This window comes from Acidimicrobiales bacterium, assembly GCA_035540975.1.
Lineage (GTDB): Bacteria > Actinomycetota > Acidimicrobiia > Acidimicrobiales.
Genome location: DATLFN010000104.1, coordinates 1 through 22,059, shown reverse-complemented (window position 1 = coordinate 22,059; position 22,059 = coordinate 1). Strand labels below are relative to the sequence as shown.

At 74.8% G+C, this 22,059-nt stretch carries 23 protein-coding genes and 1 pseudogene; 16 read left to right on the top strand and 8 right to left on the bottom strand.

Translation table 11 applies throughout. From position 1 onward, the window contains the following. From VM242_11285 to VM242_11275, 3 genes and pseudogenes are all read left to right on the top strand, one after another. A partial coding sequence (locus tag VM242_11285; GenBank protein HVM05745.1) for a hypothetical protein occupies positions 1-243 on the top strand: 243 nt, incomplete at its 5' end. Between the two features lie 105 nt (positions 244-348). Next, a complete protein-coding gene (recA, locus tag VM242_11280) occupies positions 349-1,407 on the top strand; it encodes a recombinase RecA (GenBank protein ID HVM05744.1) in 1,059 nt (352 codons plus the stop codon). A 291-nt stretch (positions 1,408-1,698) separates the two neighbouring features. Continuing rightward, a pseudogene (locus tag VM242_11275) lies at positions 1,699-1,956 on the top strand (stage V sporulation protein S). Between the two features lie 120 nt (positions 1,957-2,076). Here VM242_11275 and VM242_11270 read toward each other — a convergent pair. Further along, on the bottom strand, positions 2,077-4,182 hold the full coding sequence (locus VM242_11270; GenBank protein HVM05743.1) for an EAL domain-containing protein: 2,106 nt from the start codon (positions 4,180-4,182) through the stop codon (positions 2,077-2,079). Between the two features lie 89 nt (positions 4,183-4,271). Between VM242_11270 and VM242_11265 the strand changes: the two genes are divergently transcribed. From VM242_11265 to dapE, 9 genes are all read left to right on the top strand, one after another. Then, on the top strand, positions 4,272-5,459 hold the full coding sequence (locus VM242_11265) for a hypothetical protein (protein HVM05742.1): 1,188 nt from the start codon (positions 4,272-4,274) through the stop codon (positions 5,457-5,459). Positions 5,460-5,469: 10 nt separating this feature from the next. Next, positions 5,470-6,891: a tRNA (N6-isopentenyl adenosine(37)-C2)-methylthiotransferase MiaB gene (miaB, locus tag VM242_11260; protein HVM05741.1), complete on the top strand. Its 1,422-nt coding sequence runs from the start codon at positions 5,470-5,472 to the stop codon at positions 6,889-6,891. Beyond that, positions 6,888-7,814, top strand: coding sequence for a tRNA (adenosine(37)-N6)-dimethylallyltransferase MiaA (gene miaA, locus VM242_11255; GenBank protein HVM05740.1), 927 nt, complete (start codon positions 6,888-6,890; stop codon positions 7,812-7,814). The genes miaB and miaA overlap by 4 nt, the downstream gene beginning before the upstream one ends. Beyond that, a complete protein-coding gene (gene dapF, locus VM242_11250; GenBank protein HVM05739.1) occupies positions 7,811-8,623 on the top strand; it encodes a diaminopimelate epimerase in 813 nt (270 codons plus the stop codon). Before miaA ends, dapF begins: the two co-directional genes overlap by 4 nt. Further along, positions 8,620-9,888, top strand: coding sequence for a GTPase HflX (gene hflX / locus VM242_11245; protein ID HVM05738.1), 1,269 nt, complete (start codon positions 8,620-8,622; stop codon positions 9,886-9,888). Before dapF ends, hflX begins: the two co-directional genes overlap by 4 nt. Continuing rightward, the gene (locus tag VM242_11240) at positions 9,885-11,006 is read left to right on the top strand and encodes an aminotransferase class I/II-fold pyridoxal phosphate-dependent enzyme (protein HVM05737.1); all 1,122 of its coding nucleotides are present in this window, start codon (positions 9,885-9,887) and stop codon (positions 11,004-11,006) included. Before hflX ends, VM242_11240 begins: the two co-directional genes overlap by 4 nt. A 118-nt stretch (positions 11,007-11,124) precedes the next feature. Next, positions 11,125-11,958 carry a TIGR03560 family F420-dependent LLM class oxidoreductase gene (locus tag VM242_11235; GenBank protein ID HVM05736.1) on the top strand — a complete coding sequence of 278 codons (834 nt, stop codon included), beginning with the start codon at positions 11,125-11,127 and terminating at the stop codon, positions 11,956-11,958. Positions 11,959-12,069: 111 nt separating this feature from the next. Next, positions 12,070-12,897, top strand: a complete 828-nt coding sequence (locus tag VM242_11230; GenBank protein HVM05735.1) for a 2,3,4,5-tetrahydropyridine-2,6-dicarboxylate N-succinyltransferase — start codon at positions 12,070-12,072, stop codon at positions 12,895-12,897. Beyond that, positions 12,894-13,970 (top strand): succinyl-diaminopimelate desuccinylase, encoded by a 1,077-nt coding sequence (dapE, locus tag VM242_11225; protein ID HVM05734.1) that lies wholly within the window; start codon positions 12,894-12,896, stop codon positions 13,968-13,970. The genes VM242_11230 and dapE overlap by 4 nt, the downstream gene beginning before the upstream one ends. Positions 13,971-14,160: 190 nt before the next feature. On the opposite strand, the gene VM242_11220 is transcribed toward dapE, so the two are convergent. From VM242_11220 to VM242_11210, 3 genes are read right to left on the bottom strand one after another with little or no spacing between them, the layout of a single operon-like run. Next, positions 14,161-14,340, bottom strand: coding sequence for a hypothetical protein (locus VM242_11220; protein HVM05733.1), 180 nt, complete (start codon positions 14,338-14,340; stop codon positions 14,161-14,163). Between the two features lie 33 nt (positions 14,341-14,373). Continuing rightward, on the bottom strand, positions 14,374-14,841 hold the full coding sequence (locus VM242_11215) for a hypothetical protein (GenBank protein ID HVM05732.1): 468 nt from the start codon (positions 14,839-14,841) through the stop codon (positions 14,374-14,376). 37 nt (positions 14,842-14,878) lie between these two features. Then, positions 14,879-15,304, bottom strand: coding sequence for an OsmC family protein (locus VM242_11210; GenBank protein ID HVM05731.1), 426 nt, complete (start codon positions 15,302-15,304; stop codon positions 14,879-14,881). A 91-nt stretch (positions 15,305-15,395) separates the two neighbouring features. Between VM242_11210 and VM242_11205 the strand changes: the two genes are divergently transcribed. Next, positions 15,396-16,637, top strand: coding sequence for a S8 family serine peptidase (locus VM242_11205; protein HVM05730.1), 1,242 nt, complete (start codon positions 15,396-15,398; stop codon positions 16,635-16,637). 18 nt (positions 16,638-16,655) lie between these two features. Here VM242_11205 and lexA read toward each other — a convergent pair whose 3' ends face one another. After that, positions 16,656-17,306, bottom strand: coding sequence for a transcriptional repressor LexA (gene lexA / locus VM242_11200; GenBank protein ID HVM05729.1), 651 nt, complete (start codon positions 17,304-17,306; stop codon positions 16,656-16,658). 189 nt (positions 17,307-17,495) lie between these two features. Between lexA and VM242_11195 the strand changes: the two genes are divergently transcribed. Then, positions 17,496-17,903 (top strand): LysM peptidoglycan-binding domain-containing protein, encoded by a 408-nt coding sequence (locus VM242_11195; protein ID HVM05728.1) that lies wholly within the window; start codon positions 17,496-17,498, stop codon positions 17,901-17,903. Positions 17,904-17,956: 53 nt separating this feature from the next. On the opposite strand, the gene VM242_11190 is transcribed toward VM242_11195, so the two are convergent. Further along, complete coding sequence (locus VM242_11190) at positions 17,957-18,205, bottom strand: helix-turn-helix domain-containing protein (GenBank protein ID HVM05727.1); 249 nt, start codon at positions 18,203-18,205, stop codon at positions 17,957-17,959. 199 nt (positions 18,206-18,404) lie between these two features. Here VM242_11190 and nrdR point away from each other — a divergent pair, with 199 nt between their 5' ends. Further along, a complete protein-coding gene (gene nrdR / locus VM242_11185) occupies positions 18,405-18,878 on the top strand; it encodes a transcriptional regulator NrdR (GenBank protein ID HVM05726.1) in 474 nt (157 codons plus the stop codon). Positions 18,879-18,888: 10 nt separating this feature from the next. Here the strand turns inward: nrdR and VM242_11180 are convergent, their stop codons facing one another. Next, positions 18,889-19,983, bottom strand: coding sequence for a septal ring lytic transglycosylase RlpA family protein (locus VM242_11180; GenBank protein ID HVM05725.1), 1,095 nt, complete (start codon positions 19,981-19,983; stop codon positions 18,889-18,891). Between the two features lie 65 nt (positions 19,984-20,048). Here VM242_11180 and VM242_11175 point away from each other — a divergent pair, with 65 nt between their 5' ends. Continuing rightward, positions 20,049-21,080, top strand: coding sequence for a 6-phosphofructokinase (locus tag VM242_11175; GenBank protein ID HVM05724.1), 1,032 nt, complete (start codon positions 20,049-20,051; stop codon positions 21,078-21,080). A 290-nt stretch (positions 21,081-21,370) separates the two neighbouring features. On the opposite strand, the gene VM242_11170 is transcribed toward VM242_11175, so the two are convergent. Further along, a partial coding sequence (locus VM242_11170; GenBank protein ID HVM05723.1) for a hypothetical protein occupies positions 21,371-22,059 on the bottom strand: 689 nt, incomplete at its 5' end.

Sequence of the window (22,059 nt, the reverse complement as noted above, 5' to 3'; positions counted from 1 at the left end):
GGCCCGGGCCAGGGTGAGGTGCCCGGAGAAGCGACGGCCGGGGTGGGGGAGCCGCCCGACGACCGTCGCTTCTCCGGGCACCTCACCCTGGCCCGGGCCCGTGACCGCCGCGGTGGCGACCTCGCGCCGTTCGCCGGCTTCGCCGTGGCGGGGCGGTGGGAGGTGCCCGAGCTGGCGCTGGCGGCGAGCCGGCCCGGTCCCGGCGGCGCCCGCTACGAGGTGGTGGACGCCCTGCCCGTGTGAGGGTCCTTGTCCGAACATCCGTTCGCAATTACACTGACGGAACTTCAGAGCTGTCAGTGTCACACCCTCTCCGTAGGGTGACCTTCGACCAGAACGGACGGACCGATGAGGGGAGCACCGATGGAGCGGGACACGGCACTCGACGTGGCGCTGGGCCAGATCGACAAGCAGTTCGGGAAGGGCTCGGTGATGCGGATGGGCGACCGGCCCGCCATGAACATCCGGTCCATCCCCACCGGGGCGATGGCGCTGGACCTGGCCCTCGGGGTCGGCGGCCTGCCCCGCGGGCGCATCGTCGAGGTCTACGGCCCGGAGTCGTCGGGCAAGTCCACCCTCGCCATGCACGTGGTGGCCGAGGCGCAGCGCAACGGCGGCATCTGCGCCTACATCGACGCCGAGCACGCCATGGACCCGGTGTACGCCAAGGCCATCGGCGTGAACATCGACGACCTGCTCATCTCCCAGCCCGACACCGGGGAGCAGGCCCTGGAGATCGCCGACATGCTGATCCGCTCGGGCGCGCTGGACGTGCTGGTGGTGGACTCGGTCGCCGCCCTCACGCCCCGGGCCGAGATCGAGGGCGAGATGGGCGACAGCCACGTCGGCCTCCAGGCCCGGCTCATGTCGCAGGCGCTGCGCAAGCTCACCGGCACGCTCAGCCGCTCCGACACCATCGCACTGTTCATCAACCAGCTGCGGGAGAAGATCGGCGTCATCTACGGCTCGCCCGAGGTCACGCCCGGCGGCCGGGCCCTCAAGTTCTACAGCTCGGTCCGGCTCGACATCCGCCGCATCGAGTCCATCAAGGACGGTGGCGAGATCGTGGGCAGCCGCACCCGGGTCAAGGTCGTGAAGAACAAGTGCGCTCCGCCGTTCAAGCAGTGCGAGTTCGACATCGGCTTCGGCCAGGGCATCAGCCGCGAGGGCTCGCTCATCGACGTGGGCACCACCATCGGCATCGTGAAGAAGTCGGGCGCCTGGTACACCTACGAGGGCGAGCAGCTGGGCCAGGGCCGGGAGAACGCCAAGCAGTTCCTCAAGGAGCACCCCGAGCTCATGGTGGAGCTGGACGACCGGATCCGGCGCCAGACCGGCCTGATCGCCGGCGGCGACGACAGCCTGGGCCAGCCCGGCGACGACGAGCCCATCCTCATCGGGGACTAGCGCTTCGACCCCATTCGTTCGCTCCGCTCACTCCATTCGGTCGCATTGGATCGTGCTCCGGCGGCCGGGCGGAGCTCGCCCGCCTCCGCGCTGTCCTTCTCGTTGTCCGCAGCCGTGGAGGCCGCCTGCGGCGGCGAGTGCGGCCACGGACCTTGCCGCTCCGAACGGGGCAACCCGTTTCCGGTCGCTGCGGCCGGCGCACTTCGGCGGGGGGCGGAGGAACCGGGGACGGTCGCGTCGAATTCGTACCCAGTGGCCGCCCGGTAGCCCGGGCGGCGTCTGGGGGCCCCCATGGAAGTGCTCAAGGTCAGCAGCAAGTCGAACCCCAACTCGTGCGCGGGCGCCCTGGCCGGCGTGATCCGCCACCACGGGGCGGCCGAGCTCCAGGTGGTGGGCGCCGGGGCGCTCAACCAGGCCGTCAAGGCCGTCGCCATCGCCCGCGGCTTCCTGGCGTCGTCGGGCCTCGACGTGGTGTGCGTCCCCATGTTCGCCGACATCGAGATCGACGGTCAGAGCCGCACGGCCATCCGCCTGCTCGTCGAGGACCGGGACCGGCGCCACCCCGCCACCATCGACGTTCGCGACTCCGCTCCGGCGCCCGTCGCCGCCCTCACCGACGTCGCCGCCCTCACCGACGTCGCCGGCTGATCGGGCCCGGCCGGGCCGGGCTCAGCGGGTGCGCAGGCCGGCGGGCGGCACCGGCACGGCGATCCGGCTGGCCTGCACGTACGCCTCCATGTCGTCGGCCGGCAGGGGGCGGGCGAACAGGTACCCCTGGCCCATGTCGGCGCCGATGGCGAGCAGCTCGGCCGCCTGCTCCGGGCGCTCGATGCCCTCGGCCACCGTCTGGAGGTTGAACGTGCGGGCCAGGCGCACGACGGCCCGAGCCACCGCCGACTGCTCCGGCCCGCTGGTCACGCCGACCACGAAGGACTTGTCGATCTTGAGGATGTCGATGGGCAGCGACCGCAGATAGCTGAGCGACGAGTAGCCGGTGCCGAAGTCGTCGACGGCCAGGCTGAGCCCCAGCTCCTTCAGCCGCCGGAGCTTGGCCACGGTGGCGGCGAAGTCGTGCATGAACAGGTTCTCGGTGATCTCGAGGGTCAGGTAGCGCCCGTCCAGGCCCGACATGGCCAGGGCGGCGGCCACCTCGTCGAAGAAGTCCTCGTCCTCGACCTGGCGCACCGAGGTGTTGACGCAGAGCCGCAGGGGGTCGGCCATCGCGTACCGCCGGTGCCAGATCGCCACCTGGAGGCACGCCTCGTCGAGGATGTGCCGGCCCATCTCCCGGATGAACCCGCTGTCCTCGGCGACGGTGATGAAGTCGGCCGGCATGATGACGCCCCGCTCGGGGTGCTGCCAGCGCACGAGCACCTCCGTCCCCGTGACGCGCTGGGTGGCCAGGTCGACGATGGGCTGGTAGGCGAGGAACAGCTCGTCGCGGGCGACGGCCCGGCGCAGGTCGGCCTCGAGGTCGAGCCGTCGCATGGCGGCGTGGTGCATCTCCGGCTCGAACACCCGGTACTGCGCCTTGCCCGCCGACTTGGCCGTGTACATGGCGGCGTCGGCGTTGCGCAGCAGGGCGTCGGAGTCCTGGCCCGACTCGCTGAGGGCGATGCCGATGCTGCCGGTGACGACCACCTCCTTTCCCTGCACGACGATCGGCGCGAGCAGGACGTCGAGGATGCGCTTGGCCAGCAGGGCGGTGTCGAGCTGCGAGGTGTTCTCGATCAGCACGGCGAACTCGTCGCCGCCCAGCCGGGCGGCCGTGTCGCCGGGGCGCATCCAACGCAGGAGCCGGTGGCCGACCTCGGACAGGACCTCGTCGCCGGCCGCGTGCCCCAGGCTGTCGTTGATCGTCTTGAAGCCGTCCAGGTCGACGAACAGCACCGCATGGGGGCGGGCCGGCGTCCTCCGCAGCCGGGCCAGGGCCTTGTCGACGTGTTCGCGGAACAGCGCCCGGTTGGCCAGCCCGGTGAGGGGGTCGTACAGCGCCCGGCGCAGCAGCTCCTCCTCGTGGGCTTTTCGCTCGCTCACGTCGCGGACGTTGAGCACGCGCCCCGGGAGCCCCGGGTCGCCCGTCTCCATGGCCGTCACCTCGGTCGTGACCCAGTGGCCGTGGAGGTGCGACAGGCGGATCTCGTCGTACGTCCGGCCGCCGGAGTCGACCGGTCGGGCGAGCAGCTCCTCGAGGGCGGTGCGGTCGTCCGGGTGGACCAGGGCGGCGAGGTGCTTGCCCGTCGTCCACGCCGCCGGCCGCCCGAGCATCGTGGCGGCCGACGACGAGGCGCGGCGGATCACCCCGCGGGCGTCGACCTCGACGGTCAGGTCGGCGGAGCGCTCCAGCACCGCTTCGATGGCCCGGCTGCGCTCGATCTCGGCGCTCATGGCCCCGATGGTCTCGACCAGGGCGCCCAGGTCGCCACCGTCGGGGATCCCGCCCGGCCAGCTGACCGGGGTCGCCGCCACGGCCGACGCCGCCTGCTCGAGCCGGCGGAGGGGGAGGACCACCCGCCGGCGCACGGTTCGGGCCGAGACGGCGCCCACCACCACGGCGACGGCGGCGGCGCCGGGGACGGCGGGGCCGAGCGCCGCCGAGCGGAGGCTGGGACTGGCCAGCGAGGCGAGGCCGAGGGCGGCCCCGACGAGGGCGAGGGCGAGCGCGGGCAGGTAGGCCGCGCGGGCGGCGTCGCGCGCGTGGTGCCCGGGGTGGACGCCGTCCGTGCCCGGAGCGGCGCCCTTCATGGCCGAAGCAGCCCACAGACGGGTCCTCACGCTCTGGTTCCATCGACCGGAATGGCCGGTCTCTGAGCTACACGACGGCAGCACTCACGACAAGGTCCCGGCTGCCGATAGGGAACGCGATGCCGAAACCGCCGGTTCGGGGGGCCGACGCCGCCGACCCGTTCGCGCCCCTCGCCGTGCGCAGCGCGGCGACGGTGGATGCGGTCGACCCGTACGCCCTGGGCCCGGTGCGCAAGGTGTACCTGATCTGGCTTTCGGGCGCGTCGTGCGAGGGATGCACGGTGGCGGCCACCGGCGGCACCCATCCCCGCCTGGAGAAGCTCGTGATGGGCGCCATCCCAGGCCTGCCGCGGGTCGAGCTGGTCCACAGCCTGGTCTCGGTCGAGTCGGGCTCGGCGTGGGTCGAGAACCTCCGCCTGGCCGAGCGGGGCGAGCTCGACGCCCCCTACCTGATCACCTGGGAGGGCTCGGTCCTCGACGAGCGCCTGGCCGGCGACGGCTTCTGGCACGCCGTCGGGGAGGACGAGGCGACCGCCCGGCCCATCACGTCGCGGGAGTGGCTGGAGCGGCTGGCACCCGGCGCGGCGGCCGTCGTCGCCATCGGTACCTGCGCCTCGTGGGGCGGCATCCCGGCCGCCGCCGGCAACCCGACGGGCGCCGCCGGCGTGGGCGACGTCCTCGGCCCCGACTGGGTGTCGTCGGCGGGCGTGCCCCTCGTCCGCATCCCGGGGTGCGCGCCGCTGGGCGACAACTACACCGAGACCGTCGCCGCCCTGCTGCTGCACCTCAACGGCCTGGCTCCCCTGCCGGAGCTGGACGCCTCGGGCCGGCCGACGTGGCTGTTCGCCGAGACCGTGCACAGCAACTGCCCCCGGGCCCGCTACTACGACGAGGGCGTCTTCGCCGCCGAGCAGGGCCAGGCGACGTGCCTGGTGGAGCTGGGCTGCTGGGGCCCCGTCGTGCAGTGCAACATCGCCGAGCGGGGGGTGATCGACGGCCACGGGGGGTGCATGTCCATGGGCGGCATCTGCATCGGCTGCACCATGCCGGGTTTCCCCGACCGCTACTCGCCGTTCGTCGACGGGCCGCCGCAGCCCCGGGCCGCCGAGCCGGCCGTCGAGCGGTCGGCGGGCGGGTTCGCCAGGCACATGCGCCTGGTGCGCGGCCGCCATGCCCGCCGCCGGGCCAGGGCCGCCGACGCCACGGCGGAGTGGAGGCCGGGCCCGGGGGCGACGCCGAGGTTCTACCGCGACGGGCTGCCGGCCACCCCGGGGCCGGCCGGCGGCCACGAACGTCCACGGGGCTGACGCGGGGTCCGTGGCCGCACTCGCCGCCGCAGGCGGCCACGGCGGGCGCGAGAATGGCGCCCCCATGGGCCGCAAGTACCTGATCCGCACCTTCGGGTGCCAGATGAACGAGCACGACTCGGAGCGGATCGCCGGGTTGCTCGAGGCCGAGGGCATGGAGGCGACGGCCGACGCCGACGAGGCCGACGTGGTGGTGCTCAACACGTGCTGCATCCGCGAGAACGCCGACAACAAGCTGTACGGCAACCTCGGGCACCTCAAGGCCCTGAAGGACCGTCGCCCCGACCTCCAGATCGCGGTCGGGGGTTGCCTGGCCCAGAAGGACCGGGACCTGATCCAGCGGCGGGCGCCCCACACCGACGTGGTGTTCGGCACCCACAACGTCGGCTCGGCGGCCGTCCTGCTCGAGCGGGCCCGCCTCGAGGGGCCGGTCATGGAGATCCTCGAGGAGTCCGACGCCTTCCCCTCGGCGCTCCCCGCCCGACGCGACGTGCCGTGGGCGGCGTGGGTCACCATCCAGATCGGCTGCGACAACGCGTGCGCCTTCTGCATCGTGCCCGCGGTGCGGGGCAGGGAGATCAGCCGCCCGCCCGACGACGTGGCCGGCGAGGTCGAGCGGCTGGCCGCCGCGGGCACGGTGGAGGTGACCCTCCTCGGCCAGAACGTGAACTCCTACGGGCGCGACCTCACCTCCCGCCGCCCCCTGTTCGCCTCGCTCCTGCACCGGGTCGGCTCCGTCGACGGGATCCGCCGGGTGCGCTGGACCAGCCCCCACCCCAAGGACCTGCGGCCCGAGACCATCGAGGCGATGGCCACCGTTCCCGCCGTGTGCGAGCACCTGCACCTCCCGCTCCAGTCCGGCAGCGACCGGGTGCTGGCCGCCATGCACCGGGGCTACACGGCCGAGCGCTACCTGCGGCGGCTTTCCGAGGCCCGGGCCGCCGTGCCCGACCTGGCCGTCACCACCGACCTCATCGTGGGCTTCCCGGGCGAGACGGAGGACGACTTCGCCGCCACCCTCGAGGTCGTGGCCGAGGCCGGCTACGACAGCGCCTACACCTTCGTGTTCTCGCCCCGCCCGGGCACCTCGGCGGCGGAGATGGCGGACCGCTTCGTGCCCGCCGACGTGGTGGCCGAGCGCTTCGAACGGCTTCGGGTGGTGGTGGAGCGGTCGGCGCTGGCCCGCCACGACGCCCGGGTGGGGCGGGTCGAGGAGGTGCTCGTCGAGGGCCCCAGCCGCAAGCAGCCGGCCTTCCTCACCGGCCGCACCCGCCAGAACAAGCTCGTGCACTTCGAGGCCGAGCCCCTGGCACCCGGCACCTTCGCCGACGTCCGGGTCACCGCCGCCGCGCCCCACCACCTGCGGGGCGAGCTGGTCTCGGTCACCGCCCGCCCCCGGCACCGCACCCGCATCCCCGTCGCCGCCGGGTGACGCCGGCGCCCGCGCCGGGGCCCCACCTCGCGCTGGTGGGGCCGACGGCGTCGGGCAAGTCGGCGCTGGCGCTGGAGGTGGCCCGCCGCCTCCCGGACGTGGAGCTGGTGTCGGTCGACTCCATGCAGGTCTACCGGGGGATGGACGTGGGCACGGCCAAGCCGACGCCGGCCGAGCGGGCCGAGGTGCCCGTCCACCTGGTCGACATCGCCGACCCGTCCGAGGACTTCTCGGTGGTGGAGTTCCAGGCCGCCGCCCTCTCCGTCCTGGGGGACGTGGAGGCGAGGGGCCACCGCGCCCTGCTGGTGGGCGGCACCGGCCTCTACCTGCGGGCCGTCGTCGAGGGGCTGTCCGTGCCGCCGCAGTGGCCGGCGGTGCGGGCCGAGCTGGAGGCGGAGCCGGACACGGCGGCGCTGCACCGCCGCCTGGCCGGCCTCGACCCGGTGGCCGCGGCGCGCATGACGCCCACCAACCGGCGCCGGGTCGTCCGCGCCCTGGAGGTGGTGGTGGGCTCGGGACGGCCGTTCTCGTCGTTCGGCGTCGGCCTGGACGTGCACCCGCCCGTCCCCTTCCTCCTGGCCGGCGTGTGGCTGCCCCGCGAGGTGGTCGGCGAGCGCATCGCCCGCCGGTTCGCCGCCATGGTGGGCGCCGGCCTGGTCGGCGAGGTCGCCGCCCTGGCCGCCCGCCCCCGTGGGCTGTCCCGCACCGCGTCGCAGGCCCTCGGCTACCGCGAGGTGCTGGCCCACCTGCGGGGCGAGTGCAGCCTGGACGAGGCGGTGGACGAGGCGGTCCGCCGGACCCGGCGCTTCGCCCGCCGCCAGCGGGTGTGGTTCCGGCGCGACCCCCGGGTGACCTGGTACGGCTGCGAGGAGAACCCGGTCGCCCTGACCGGCGCGCTGCTGGGAGACTGGGGGCGACGATGACGACCCTGTCCCTCACGAAGCACCACGGTCTCGGCAACGACTTCCTCGTCCTCCTCGACCTCGACGGCGCCCGGCCGGTGGACGCAGCCCTGGCCCGGGCCCTGTGCGACCGCCACCGCGGGGTGGGCGCCGACGGCATCCTGCGGGTCACGGCGGGGACCGACGGCGCCGACGTCACCATGCAGCTGCGCAACGCCGACGGCAGCCTGGCCGAGATGAGCGGCAACGGCATCCGCTGCCTGGCCCAGGCCGTGCTGGACGCCGGCGTGCTGGCCGGTCCCAACCTCACCGTTGCCACCTCGGCCGGCGTGCGCCACCTCACCGTGCGCCCCGGTGACGTCGATGGCGTGCTCCACGTGAGCGTCGACATGGGGCCGGCCAAGGTCGGCCCCGACCAGCCCCAGCCGACCGACGACCGGGGCGTGCGTCCCGTCGACATGGGGAACCCTCACCTGGTGGTGCGGGGGCCGTCGTTCACGACCGAGGACGTGCTCGGCATGGGCGCCCACCTCCAGACGCTGTACGCGGGGGGCGTGAACGTGGAGTTCGTCACCGTGGGCCCGGGCCTCGACGAGCTCACCATGCGGGTCTGGGAACGGGGCGTGGGCGAGACGCAGGCGTGCGGCACGGGAGCGTGCGCGGCGGCCGCCGCCGTCCACGAGTGGGGCCTGGTGGGCACCCGCGTGGTGGTCCACCAGCCGGGCGGCGACGCCGAGGTGGAGCTGCGCCCCGACGGCGTGGTCCTCACCGGCCCGGCCCAGCGCGTCGCCCGCATCGAGGTCGACGCCGCCATCGGGGGCGGACCGTGAGCCTCATCGAGAGGACCTTCCGGGAGAAGATCATCCTGGTGGGCGTGGCCCGCAGCGCCGCCGAGGTGGACGACGTGGAGGCCCACCTCGACGAGCTGGCCCTGCTGGTGGACACGGCGGGCGCCGACGTGGTCGGCCGGGTCATCCAGCGCCGGGCCACGCCCGACCCCGCCACCTACGTGGGCAAGGGCAAGGCCGAGGAGCTGCGGGACCTGTCCCTGGCCGTGGACTCGGACACGGTCGTGTTCGACGACGAGCTGTCGCCCGCCCAGCACCGCAACCTGGAGAAGATCCTGGGCCGGACCGCCATCGACCGCACGGCGGTGATCCTCGACATCTTCGCCCAGAACGCCTCGACCCTCGAGGGCCGGGCCCAGGTCGAGCTGGCCCTCCTGCGCTACCGCCTGCCCCGCCTGCGGGGCAGGGGGACGACGCTGTCCCAGCAGGGCGCCGGCATCGGCACCCGGGGACCGGGCGAGACGCAGCTGGAGGTCGACCGGCGCCGCCTCGTGCGGCGCATGACCAAGCTGGAGGCGGAGCTCGAGCAGCTGGGCCGCACCCGCCGCACCCAGCGGGCGGCCCGGGCCCGCAGCCGCATCCGGTCGGTGTCGCTGGTCGGCTACACCAACGCCGGCAAGTCGACCCTGCTCAACCACCTCACCGACGCCGGCGTGCTGGTGGAGGACCGCCTGTTCGCGACACTCGACCCCCGGACCCGCCGACTCGACCTGCCCGGCGGCGAGCAGGTGCTCGTGTCGGACACCGTGGGGTTCGTGCGCAAGCTGCCCCACCAGCTGGTGGAGGCGTTCAAGTCGACGCTCGAGGTCGTGCGCGAGTCGGACCTGCTGGTCCACGTGGTCGACTCGTCGTCGCCCGAGCCGGAGGCGCAGATCGACGCCGTGCGGGGCGTGCTGGACGAGCTGGGCGCCGACCGGGTGCCGGAGCTGCTGGCGTTCAACAAGGCCGACGTCACCGACGAGGCCAAGCGCCTGTCGGGCGACCACCCCGGCTCGGTCGCCATCTCGGCCGTGACCGGGGCGGGCATCGACGACCTGCTGGCCGCCGTGGGCGACCGCCTGCGGGCCGCCGCCTCGGTGGTCGACCTGGCCGTCCCCTACGACCGCGGCGACGTGGTGGCCGCCGTCCACCGGGAGGGCGAGGTGCTGGCCGAGGAGCACGGCGAGGCCGGCACCCGCATCCGGGCCCGCCTGGACGCCGCCGGCACCGCCCGCTTCGCCGAGTTCCTGGCCCGGGAGCCGGCGTGACCGGGGGCGGGTTCGAGCCGCCCGTCTACCCCTACGAGCGCCTGGCCGGGACCAAGGAGAAGGCCGAGGCCCACCCTGGTGGGGCCGTCGACCTGTCCATCGGGACCCCGACCGACGCCGCCCCGCCCGCCGTGGTGGAGGCGCTGGCGTCGTCGGGGGCGGAGGCCGGCTACCCGATGTCGGTGGGCAGCGCCCGCTACCGGGAGGCGGCCGCCGGGTGGATGGCCCGGCGTCTCGGCGTGAGCGTCGGCCCCGGCCGCGTCTACGCCTGCGTCGGCACCAAGGAGTTCGTCTCCACGCTGCCCCACTGGCTGCGCCTGCGGTCACCCGACCGCGACACCGTCCTGCACCCGGCGGTGGCGTACCCCAGCTACGCCATGGGCGCCACCCTGGCCGGCGGCCGGTCCGTCGAGGTGCCGGTGGACGACCACTGGCGGCTCGACCTGTCGGCCATCGACCCCGGCGACGCCCGGCGCGCCCTCCTCCTGTGGGTCAACAGCCCGGGCAACCCGGCCGGCCAGCTGGACGACCTGGAGGCGGCCGCCGAGTGGGGACGGGCCTTCGGCGTGCCCGTGTTCAGCGACGAGTGCTACGCCGAGTACACGTGGGACGGGCCGCCCCGCACCATCCTGTCGTCGGGCACCGAGGGCGTGGTGGCCGTCCACTCGCTGTCCAAGCGGTCCAACGCGGCGGGCCTGCGGGCCGGGTTCTACGCCGGCGATGCCGACCTGACCCGGTACCTCTCGGAGGTCCGCAAGCACGTCGGCCTGCTGGTCCCCGGGCCCGTGCAGGCGGCGGCCGCCGTCGCCCTCGACGACGACGCCCACGTGGACGCGCAGCGGGCCCGCTACCGGGAGCGCCTCGAGCTGTTCCGCCGGTTCCTGGCCGCCCTGGGGGTGGACGCCCCGCTCCCCGGCGGCGGCTTCTACCTGTGGGCGCCGGCCCCCGGCGGCGACGCCTGGGGCTTCACCGAGCGGCTGGCCGGCGCGGGCGGCTGTCTGGTCAGCCCGGGCGACCTCTACGGGGAGGCGGGCGCCGGCCACGTCCGGATCGCCCTGGTCCGCCCCACCGAGCGACTCCGACTGGTCGCCGAGCGCATGGGCGTCGACCCCGCCTGACCGCCGGCGGCGCCGGGTCGCCCGGATGACCCGGAACCTGTCGCCGGAACGACTCGGATCCGGGTCGTTTCCGGTACAGGTACGGCGGCGGGGCGCCGCGGCCCTAGGCTGGCGCCCCGTGCGTGTTGGCATCGAGGTTGCACAGCACCGCCTGGAGTGGTTCCAGCTGCTCGAACGGGTCGGCTGGGCGGAGGAAGCCGGGTTCGACGGCGCCTGGGTGTTCGACCACTTCAAGCCGCTGTACGGCACCGGCCCCGGGCCGTGCCTGGAGAGCTGGACGCTCCTCGCCGGCCTCGCCGCCGCCACCACCCGCATCCGCCTGGGGGTGCTCGTCACCGGCATGACGTACCGGCACCCGTCGGTGCTGGCCGCCGAGGCGGTGACGGTGGACCAGATCTCCGGCGGGCGGCTGGAGCTGGGCCTGGGGGCGAGCTGGTTCGAGCGCGAGCACCTCGAGCTCGGCATCCCCTTCCCCCGCACGGCCGAGCGGGTCGACCGGCTCGTCGAGGGCATCGAGGTCGTGCGCCGGCTCATGACCGCCGACGACGTCAGCTTCGCCGGCGACCACTACCGGCTGAAGCGGGCCACCTACCGGCCCCGCCCCGTGCAGCGCCCCTACCCGCCGCTGTGGATCGGGGCGTCGGGCGAGCAGCGGATGCTGCCGCTGGTCGGGCGGGTGGCGGACGCCTGGCACTGCTTCGCCTCGGGCGACGACTACGCCCGCAAGTGGGAGATCGTGGCCGACGCCGCCGAGAAGGCGGGGCGGGACCCCGACACCATCCTGCGCTCCGCCCAGCTCTCGCTGTCGGAGCCGTGGGACGCCGTGCGCAAGGCGGCCGCCGGCCACCGGGCCAACGGGGTGGGCTACCTGGTGTGCAGCTGGCCGTCCGAGGGGCGGCTGCGGGCCGAGGAGTTCGTGGACCGGGTGCTGCCCGAGCTGGTCACCGCCTGACCCGACCGACGCCGCCCCGGCTCGGTTCAGTCCGCGATCGCGCGCCACCCCCCGGCGCGCCATCGCGAGGTGAACGGCCGTCCCGGCACGACCGCCGGTAGCCTCGCCGCCATGCCCGACCTGCAGGCCACCATCGAGGAGCTCTGGGAGGGACGCGCCGAGCTGAGCGCCGGCGACGGCGGCGCCCTCGCCGCCGTCCGGGAGGCGGTCGGCCTCCTCGACACCGGCCAGGCCCGGGTGGCTGAGTGGGACGAGGCGACGGACCGGGTGACCGTCCACACCTGGCTCAAGCAGGCGGTGCTGTTGATGTTCAAGCTGGCCGCCATGCAGACCGTCGAGCTGGGGCCGTTCCAGTACGCCGACAAGATCCCGCTCAAGCGGGGCTACGCGGAGGCGGGCGTGCGGGTGGTGCCGGGAGCGTCGGCCCGTTGGGGCTCGTTCCTGGACCGGGGCGTCATCCTCATGCCCAGCTACGTGAACATCGGCGCCCGGGTCGGGTCGGGGACGATGGTGGACACGTGGGCCACCGTCGGGTCGTGCGCCCAGGTGGGCGCCAACGTCCACCTGTCGGGCGGCGTGGGCATCGGCGGCGTGCTCGAGCCGCCCCAGGCGGCGCCGGTGTTCGTGGGCGACGAGGCCATGATCGGCAGCCGCTGCATGATCACCCAGGGGGCTCGGGTCGGTACCGGGGCGGTGCTGGCCGAGGGCGCCGTCCTCAACCCCGGCATCCCCGTCATCGACGTGCAGACGGGTGAGGAGCTGAGCCGGGGCGTGGTGCCGGCGTGGACCGTCGCCGTCCAGGGAAGCCGGCGCAAGCAGTTCCCGGGGGGCGAGTTCGGGCTGCCCTGCATCCTGGTCCTCAAGCGCCTGGCCGAGGGCGAACGCCACGACAAGGCCAAGCTCAACGAGGTCCTGCGCGAGCACGGCGTCTCGGCGTGACCCCGGGGGCCGACCTCCTCGCGCTCACCGCCGAGCTGGTCGACATCCCGTCGGTGAGCCACGACGAGCGGGCCCTCGCCGACCACGTGGAGGCGCAGCTGCGGGCCGTCCCGTGGCTCGCCGTCGACCGCATCGGCGACAGCGTGGTCGCCCGCACCCACCTGCACCGGCCGGCCCGCCTGGTGCTGGCCGGTCACCTCGACACGGTGCCGCCCAACGGCAACGAGCGGGCCCGCATCGACGGCGACGTGCTGTGGGGCATCGGGGCGGCCGACATGAAGGCGGGCTGCGCCGTCCACCTCGACCTGGCGCGCACGGTGGCCGACCCGGTGGTCGACGTCACCTACGTGTTCTACGAGTGCGAGGAGGTCGAGTCGCGCTACAACGGCCTGCGCCGGCTGCTGGCCGAACGGCCCGACCTCGTCGAGGGCGACGCCGCCGTCCTGGGCGAGCCCACGGCGGCCACCATCGAGGCCGGGTGCCAGGGCACGCTCCGCCTGGCGGTGACGCTGGCGGGGGAGCGGGCCCACACCGCCCGGCCCTGGTTCGGCGTCAACGCCATCCACCGCCTGGGCCCGCTGCTCGAGCGGGTCGAGGCGTTCCGGGGGCGCAACGTGGTGCTGGACGGGTGCGAGTTCGCCGAGGCGCTCTCGGCCGTGCGGGTCGACGGTGGGGTGGCGGGCAACGTGGTGCCCGACCGGGCCACCATCGCCCTCAACCACCGCTACGCCCCCGACCGCGACGCCACCATGGCCGCCGCCGCCGTGCGCGAGCTGCTCGGGGCGACGGTGGACGAGTCGAGGGGCGACGCCATCGAGCTGGTCGACGCGGCCGACGGGGCGGCACCCGACCTCCGCTCGCCCCTGCTGGCCCGCCTCGTCGCCGCCACCGGCACCGCGCCCCGGGCCAAGCTGGGGTGGACCGACGTGGCCTTCTTCGCCGCCCGGGGCATACCCGCCACCAACTACGGGCCCGGCGACCCCAACCTGGCGCACGCCGCCGGCGAGCGGGTGGAGCGGTGGGAGCTGGAGTCGGTGTCGGCCGGCTTGCGGGCCCTGCTCACCGAGGGCTGATGCTTCGACCTCATTCGTTCGCTCCGCTCACTCCATTCGGTCGAGTTTGGTCGTGCTCCGGCGGGCGAGCGGAGCTCGCCCCCCTCCGCCCAGTCCTTTTCCTTGTCCGCAGCCGTCGAGGCCGCCTGCGGCGGCGAGTGCGGCCGCAGACCTTGCCGCTGCGAACCGGCAACTGTTTCCGGTCCCGCGTCTAGGCGGGCTCGGCGCCGCCTTCGATGACGGGCGGGTCCCCGGGCGAGGGGTCCACCACCTCGGCCTCCGAGGCGGGCACGTCGCCCGGCAGCTCCGTCCCGGGGAGCAGCGGCGAATCCGCGTCGCCGCCCGGCAGCGGGCCGGTGCCGGACGGGTTCGGCAGGACGGGATCGGGCATGGGCGCTTCCTCCCTTGTGGCGAGGATCGCGTTCTACCCGGATGCGACGGGCGTACCCACCGGCGGCGAGCAGTCGGGCGCCCGCGGCGAGGAGAGGGCGTCCTCCACGGCGTCCGCCGCCTCGTCCTCGGAGACGTCGACCAACTCGCACTCGAGGCGGCAGCGGTGCCGGCCCCGGGCGCCGGAGGCCGCCCGCTGCACCTGGTCGCGCACGTGCGCCACCAGGTGGGCCACGACGGCGCCGACGGAGTACCGGCACGTCCCGTCCGCCTTGGCGCCCGCCACCGGGGAGAAGTGGTCGACGTGGACGGTGACCCGGTCGTCGCCGTCGACGCAGACGTGCAGGCTGTCGCCGTCGGAGATCTCCCGGAGGGACACGCTGCCCGGGTGGAGGATGCCGCCCACCGGCGTGTCGCGGCAGAACCGGCCGCTGGCCACGAGATCGGCGAAGAACCGACGCCGGTCGGGCTTGGCCATGGTGTCGATCGAAGGCTGCTCCACGTCCCCGTCTTCGGAGCGGGACGGGGACGTGGATGGATCAGACGAGCTTGGCCTCCACGTTGATGGTGGCGCCGGTGAGCAGCCGGGAGACCGGGCACGTCCGCTTCGCCTCGTCGGCGATGGTCTGGAACTCGGCGTCCTCGATGCCGGGCACCTCCCCCTCGGTGTGCAGGTCGATGCTGGTGACCGAGAAGCCGGCCTCGCCCTTGTCGAGGTGGACATCGGCCGACGTGCGCACCCGCGTGGGCCGGTGGCCGGCCCGGTCCAGCAGGGCCGAGAACTGCATCGAGAAGCACCCGGCGTGGGCGGCGGCGATCAGCTCCTCGGGATTGGTGCCGGTTCCCTCCTCGAAGCGGGACGCGAACGTGTACGCGCCCTCGTAGGCGCCGCTCCCGAAGCGCATGGTCCCGCTGCCGTCCTTCAGGGCGCCTTCCCACTGGGCGTCCGCGGTGCGTGTCGGCATCGTCCCCTCCGTTCCGTCGTGCGTAGAACGTCCCAACGTAGTGGTCGAGCCGGGGGTCGCGAGCGCCGAAGACTCTGCCACTATGGGCCCGATGTCCTCCTCCCGTCGCCTCTTCGCGCCGGTCGTCGCCGCGCTGGCGCTCGCCGCCACCGTCGGCTCGGCCGGACCGGCCAGCGCCACCAACGACGAGTTCTGGAGCCGACAGTGGGGCCCGGCGAAGATCGGCGCTCCGAGCGCGTGGGCGGCCACGACGGGCAGCGGGATCAAGGTGGGGATCGTGGACAGCGGGGTGGACGTCAACCACGCCGACCTCCAGGGCCGGGTGGCGGCCACCGCCGCGTGCGTCAACACCGGCGGCTCGTCCGCCAGGTGTGCGCCGGGCGGCGGCCAGGACGCCAACGGGCACGGCACGCACGTGGCGGGGATCGTGGCGGCCAACAAGGACAACGGCATCGGGATCGCCGGGGTGGCGCCCTCCGCCCAGCTGGTCGTCGCCCGGGTGTTCCAGAACGACGCCGCCGACCTGTCCGACGTCGAGGCCGGCATCCGGTGGGCGGTCGACCAGGGTGCCAAGATCGTCAACCTCAGCCTGGGTGAGAACGTGCTGCTCGGGGGGCTGCTGGGCGGCGGCGGCTCGCTCGGTCCGGCGCTGAACGACGCGTGGGCCCGGGGTGCCATCCCGGTCGTGGCGTCCGGGAACGCCCAGCTCCTCGGCGGCTCGGGGGGCTACGGCGACGTCAACGCCATCGTGGTGGGCGCCACCGGGCCCGACGACGAGATCGCCGGCTACTCGGTGTCCACGGGGTCGGCCAAGTGGGCCATCGTCGCCCCCGGCGGCAACGGCGCCGAGGGCCGCCAGATCTGGTCGACGTACTGGCGGGCGGGCAGCTCGAACCAGTACGGGTACCTCCAGGGCACGTCGATGGCGACGCCGCACGTCGCCGGCGCGCTCGCCCTGCTCCTGGCCGGCGGCGTGTCGCAGCAGCGGGCGGTGGAGCTCGTGCTGCGCACCGCCAACAGGGCCGTGTCGTGCGGGTCGACGTGCGCCGGGCGGCTCGACGTGGCCGCCGCCGTGGCGGCCGCCGGGATCGCGCCGGCTCCCACCCCGCCCCCGCCCCCCGTCGACACGACGCTGGCCCCGGTGCCCGAGACGTCGACGACGGTGCCGGTCGAGGGGCCGGTCGACGGGCCCGTCGAGGGCCTGCAGGCGGCCGCCGCCGGCGCCGACGACGGCGGAGGCGACGTGGGGGGAGCGGGCGCCCTCGCCGGGGCGCTGCTGGCGGCCGTGGGGCTGGCGTCGTTGCTCGTGCTGCGCCGGGCCGGCACGGGCTGACGACCGGGCCGGCCGCCGTCAGGGCAGGCGGCGCAGCACGGTGACGACCTTGCCGTACACGGTGACGTCCCGCGGGTCGAGCTCCATCGGCGCCAGACGGGGATTGGCGGGGGTGAGGACGACCTTGGCCCCCTTGCGGCCGTAGGTCTTGACGGTGGCCTCCTCGCCGGGGATGCCGGCGACCACGATCTCGCCCTTGCGGGCCTCGGGCTGCTGGCGGACGACGACATAGTCGCCGTCGAGGATCCCGGCGTCCACCATCGAGTCACCCCGGACCCGGAGCATGAACAGCGTGCCGTTGCCGGTGAAGTCGGCGGGCAGGGGGAGCAGCTCCTCGACGTTCTCCTGGGCGAGCACGTCGGTGCCGGCGGCGACGTCGCCCACGAGGGGCACGTGCTGCGTGGGGCGGCGCTCGATGGCGGCGCCCGACGCCGGGTCGTAGCGCACCTCGATGGCCCGCGGCTTGGTGGGGTCGCGCAGGAGGTAGCCCTGGCGCTGCAGCGTGCCCAGGTGGGCGTGCACGGTGGACGACGAGGTGAGCCCGACGGCCTCACCGATCTCCCGCACGGACGGCGGGTACCCGCGTTCGCGCAGCTGGAGCGCGATGAAGTCGAGGATCTCCCGGCGCTTGCCGGTGAGGACGGTGGGCACGGCTTGGGCCTCGGGCATGGTCGTGCTCCTTGCGAACGTGTGTTCCTCCGGGCACGGTAGCAGGCGGCGGCCGGGGGATCAAACACCTGTTCCCTCGGGGACTTGACGGGGAACGGACGTTCGTGATTGGGTGGGCGACGAACGGACGTTCGTTCCTGTCACACCCTCCTGGGAGGATGGGGTCGTCCGTACGAGAGGAGCCCGATCATGACCGCCGTCGTCCACCCGCTGCCCGTCCGCCCCGCCGGCACAGGGGCCGGGGTCCGTGCCCCCCGGCCCGCCCGCCCGCAGGCGCGCCGTCGGCGTCCGGGGGCGGTCGAGCTCCGCCGGCGCCGCGCCGTCGCCGCCTTGGTCGCCCTGGTGCTCCTGGGTGGCGGGTCGGCGCTCGGTGGCCTCGTGGGGGCGCCCCTCACGTCCCCCGGGCAGGCGCCGGCGGAGCGCTTCCTCCCCGTGGCGGAGACGTCGTACGTCGTCCGCCCGGGCGACACGCTGTGGGAGATCGCCCGGGCCCTGCAGCCGTCGGGCGACGTCCGGCCCCTCGTCCAGCGGCTGGCCGAGGCCCGGGGCGCGGCGCCGCTGCGGGCGGGCGAGCGCCTGGTGCTGCCACCCGGGTAGTGCCGGGAGCCTGGTGCCGCCGCCCGCCGGAGGGCGCCGGGCGGCTCCCGGCGTCAGTCCGGCTCGACGGCGCCGCGCTGCTGGTCGGCCACCAACGCCTCGATGGGGCCCCGGGGGAACCGGCGGTGCCCACCGAGCGTGGCCATGTAGGGGAGCTTGCCGTCGTTCGCCCACCGGACCACCGTCTTGGAGGAGACGTGGAACAGATCGGCCACCTCGGACACGGTCAGGTAGTCCCGCTTCGGCTTCGGCTTGGGGACCACTCGGGCGACCTCCTGGGGGTTGTTGCTGACGTTGGACATGTGCGCCGCTTTCCCGCCCGGTGGACCGGCCCGGCGGAGCCGGACGGGAGGCGGGCGCTTCGTCGATATTCGCTGCTTACGGCTGATCTTTCGACAGCAGTGACCGGTTCATGGAGGTCAACCGAGAACTAATTTCGAGTAGTCCCTCGGGACCAGGCCCGGCGGTGCCGCCGGCGGGGGGACGACGTAGCGTGCAGACGTGCGCTGTCCGTCGTGTGCCGGGCTGGAGGACAAGGTCGTCGACTCGCGCACGGCCGACGACGGCGCCGCCATCCGCCGCCGCCGGGCCTGCCTCGCCTGCGGCCGCCGGTTCACGACCTTCGAGCGCATCGAGGAGGCGCCACTGATGGTGGTCAAGCGCTCCGGGCAGCGGGAGCCGTTCGACCGGGCCAAGCTGGTCGCCGGTCTGCGGGCGGCCACCAAGAACCGGGTGGGCGTGGCCGATCGGGTCGAGGGCCTGGCCGCCGAGCTGGAGGACTCGTTCCGCCTCTCCGGGCCGGAGGTCACCAGCCAGGCCATCGGGATCGCCGTGCTGGAGCGCCTCCGGGTCGTCGACGAGGTCGCCTACCTGCGGTTCGCCAGCGTCTACAAGGGTTTCGAGGACGTCGGCGACTTCGAGCGCGAGGTCGGCCTGCTCACCAAGTCCACGGAGCCGAAGCGCCGGGACGACTGATGCCGACGGCTCACCCCGGGGGGGCGGCCACCACCTCGGCCGTCACCGCTCCCACCCCGCCGATGCCCAGGGCCCGGGCGGCGGCGGCGCTCAGGTCGAGCACCCGGCCGTCGACGTAGGGGCCACGGTCGTTCACCAGCAGCAGGACCCGCCGGTCTCCCCGGGCCACGACGAGGAGGGTGCCGAGGGGCAGCTCGCGGCTGGCCACCGTCCACGCCTCCTGGTCGTAGATCGCCCCGCTGGCCGTGGGCCGGCCGTTGAAGCCGGGCCCGTACCACGAGGCGCCGCCCTCGATGCGCCGGCCAGTGGGCGCCAGGCCGGCGGGCAGGAGCCCCGGTGCCGGCAGCGGCCCGAACGGGAGGCGGTGCATCAGGTCGAGCTGGCGCTCGGTGGCGGCCCGGTGACGGGGGACCAGGGCGCCGGGGTCGAGCGGGCTGGGGGCGTAGCCGCCCGGCGACCCGCCGAACGCGGCGGCCAGCGCCCGCCGGCGGGCGTCGGCGTCGGCCGCCGCCCGGCCGGCCAGGGCGGCGGCGCGGGCCTCGTCGGCCCGACGGCGCTCCTCGGCCCGGCCGGCGTCGTCGGCCGCGATCTGCACGTCGAGCCGGGCCCGGACGGCATCCAGCGCCGCCGAGGCCGCCCGCAGCTCACCCCGGGCCGCCTCCGCCCGCCGGCGGTCGCCCTCGGCTGCCCGGGCCGCCGACCGGAAGCGGGCCGCCACGTCGCGCTCCTTGGCCGCCACCACCTCGAGGTAGGCCCTCGGCGCGCCCAGGGCGTCCACCCCGGCGCCCAGCCCCCGCATGTACGCGGTGACGGCCCGCGCCCGGGACCGCCGGCGGGCGCCCGCCAGGGCATCCTCGGCGGCGCCGGTGCGGAGCTGGGCCGACACCACGCCCGCCTCCGCCTCCTGGAGCCGGTCGGTCAGCCCGGCCGCCTCGACGAGGAGCTCCGAGCGCCGGGCGCGGGCGTCCCCGGCCGGGGCCGCCGCCCCGGCCGGGACGCCGGCCAGGACGGCGGATGCCACCGCCAGACCGGCCGCCCGGCGCATGCGGCCAGGGCGGCGGATCGTGGAGGACGCGCGGGCCCGCACCGGCAGCAACCGCCCCATCGCTAGTGTTCGTCGGGCGTCGCCGCGGGCGGCTTGAGCGACCAGTGCGGCCGGGAGGACTCGACATGAGGGTTGGTGTGCTGACGGGAGGGGGCGACTGCCCCGGGCTGAACGCCGTCATCCGGGCCGTCGTCCGCAAGGTCGAGCGCGGCCATGGCGGCGAGCTGGTCGGCTTCTGCGACGGGTGGCGCGGGGTGCTCGAGGGCGCCACCGTCCCCCTCGACGTGGAGCGGTGTCGCGGCATCCTCCCCCGGGGCGGCACCATCCTCGGCTCGTCACGCACCAACCCCTACAAGGTCGACGGCGGCGTCGAGCGGGCCAAGAAGACGCTCGAGTCGCTGGGCGTCGACTCGCTGGTGGCCATCGGCGGCGAGGACACCCTCGGCGTCGCCGCCAAGCTCGCCAAGGACGGCATCTCGGTCGTCGGCGTACCCAAGACCATCGACAACGACCTGTCGGCCACCGAGCTGACCTTCGGCTTCCACACCGCCGTGCAGATCTGCGTGGACGCCATCGACCGGCTGCACACCACCGCCGAGTCGCACGACCGGGTCATCGTGTGCGAGGTCATGGGCCGCCACGCCGGCTGGATCGCCATGTACGCCGGTATCGCCGGCGGGGCGGCGGAGATCCTCATCCCCGAGCAGCCGTTCGACGTCGGCGAGATCGCCGAGCGCATCAAGGCCCGCCACGAGCAGGGCCGCTACGCCACGATCATCGTGGTGGCCGAGGGGGCCACGCCCAAGGAGGGGAACGAGGCGCTCCAGTCGGGCGAGAAGGACCAGTTCGGCCACGTGCGCCTGGGCGGCATCGGCAGCCTGGTCGCCGCCCAGCTGCAGGAGCTGACCGGCTTCGAGACGCGGGTGACGATCCTCGGCCACATCCAGCGGGGAGGCACGCCCACCGCCTTCGACCGGGTGCTGGCCACCCGCTTCGGGATCGCCGCCGCCGACGCGGTGGTCAACGGCGACTTCGGGAACATGGTGGCGCTCCAGGCCGGCGAGATCGTCCTGGTCCCCCTCGACGAGGCGGTGGCCGAGCTGAAGACGGTCGACCCGGCCGAGTTCCGCCGGGTGGCGGTGCCCTTCTTCGGCTGAAGGCCCGACGAGATCGCCGCCCGTCTCGACGCCCGGCGGCAGATCGTGTCGAAGCGGCGGAAGCGCTTCTTCGAGGAGGGCTTGGCGGCCCTGCACGAACGCTCCCGAGGTGGTCGGCTCCTGGCCGTTCCCCCCCGAGGCCGTCGTAGCCGTGGTGCCCTGGGCTGCCAAACGAAGTCGTCACCCGGCGGTCGTCGCATCGCGTCTCGCCTCCTGCGGCAGCGGCGGCCCCGAGGGGCCGCCGCTGCCGTGGAGGTGGAGGTGGAGGTTGGGAGTGGAGCTGCGGGGTGCTACTTGCCGCCCAGCAGGGCGCTGACCGAGCCGGTGGCCGAGCCCACCAGGTTGGCCGAGGCCGGCGCGGTCGACGCCGAGCCGCTGGCCGAGCCGGTGGCCGAGCCGGTGGCCGACACGCCGGTGCTCGTCGAGGGGACGGCCGGGCCGGCCGTCGTCTCGCCGCCGCCGCTCACCGAAGCGGTGATGGTGGCGGGCAGGTTGGTGCGCACCTGGGTCAGCGCCGAGAGCACCGCGTCGCCCTGGGCCGCCACCACGCCGCGGGCGGTGGTGATCTGGGTGTCCACCGCCTTGACGATGTCGCCGCCGGCCCTGACCGAGGCGTTGGCCGTGGCCGACGCCGTGGTGGTGAGGCTGCCGACCAGGCGGATGGACTTGTCGGTGAACTCGCCGAAGGCGTCGACGGCGGCCTGGGAGCCGGTCTCGACGGCCGCCTTCATGGACGTGGACGCCTGCTCCAGGCGGGTGCTGGCCAGCTCGACCTGGGCCTGGGCCTCGGCCTGGGCGTCGGCCGAGGTGTCCGACAGGAGGGCGATGGCCCGCTGCTGGGCCTGCTCGGCCGCCCGCAGGTCGGCGTGGGCCCTGGCGGTGATCTCGGCGCCGGCGTCGACGCTCACAGGCGGGGAGTTCATGACGACGGCGGCGGTGCCGGTGCCACCGAGGGCGACGGCGACGGCGGCGGCGGCGA

Excerpts from the sequence above, each read along its gene's own strand:
- recA (HVM05744.1), top strand. The coding sequence starts at position 349 with ATGAGGGGAGCACCGATGGAGCGGGACACGGCACTCGACGTGGCGCTG.
- VM242_11265 (HVM05742.1), top strand. The coding sequence starts at position 4,272 with ATGCCGAAACCGCCGGTTCGGGGGGCCGACGCCGCCGACCCGTTCGCG.
- VM242_11175 (HVM05724.1), top strand. The coding sequence starts at position 20,049 with ATGAGGGTTGGTGTGCTGACGGGAGGGGGCGACTGCCCCGGGCTGAAC.
- VM242_11205 (HVM05730.1), top strand. The coding sequence starts at position 15,396 with ATGTCCTCCTCCCGTCGCCTCTTCGCGCCGGTCGTCGCCGCGCTGGCG.
- VM242_11190 (HVM05727.1), bottom strand. The coding sequence starts at position 18,205 with ATGTCCAACGTCAGCAACAACCCCCAGGAGGTCGCCCGAGTGGTCCCC.
- VM242_11220 (HVM05733.1), bottom strand. The coding sequence starts at position 14,340 with ATGCCCGATCCCGTCCTGCCGAACCCGTCCGGCACCGGCCCGCTGCCG.
- VM242_11180 (HVM05725.1), bottom strand. The coding sequence starts at position 19,983 with ATGGGGCGGTTGCTGCCGGTGCGGGCCCGCGCGTCCTCCACGATCCGC.
- dapF (HVM05739.1), top strand. The coding sequence starts at position 7,811 with ATGACGACCCTGTCCCTCACGAAGCACCACGGTCTCGGCAACGACTTC.
- VM242_11210 (HVM05731.1), bottom strand. The coding sequence starts at position 15,304 with ATGCCGACACGCACCGCGGACGCCCAGTGGGAAGGCGCCCTGAAGGAC.
- VM242_11230 (HVM05735.1), top strand. The coding sequence starts at position 12,070 with ATGCCCGACCTGCAGGCCACCATCGAGGAGCTCTGGGAGGGACGCGCC.
- VM242_11195 (HVM05728.1), top strand. The coding sequence starts at position 17,496 with ATGACCGCCGTCGTCCACCCGCTGCCCGTCCGCCCCGCCGGCACAGGG.
- lexA (HVM05729.1), bottom strand. The coding sequence starts at position 17,306 with ATGCCCGAGGCCCAAGCCGTGCCCACCGTCCTCACCGGCAAGCGCCGG.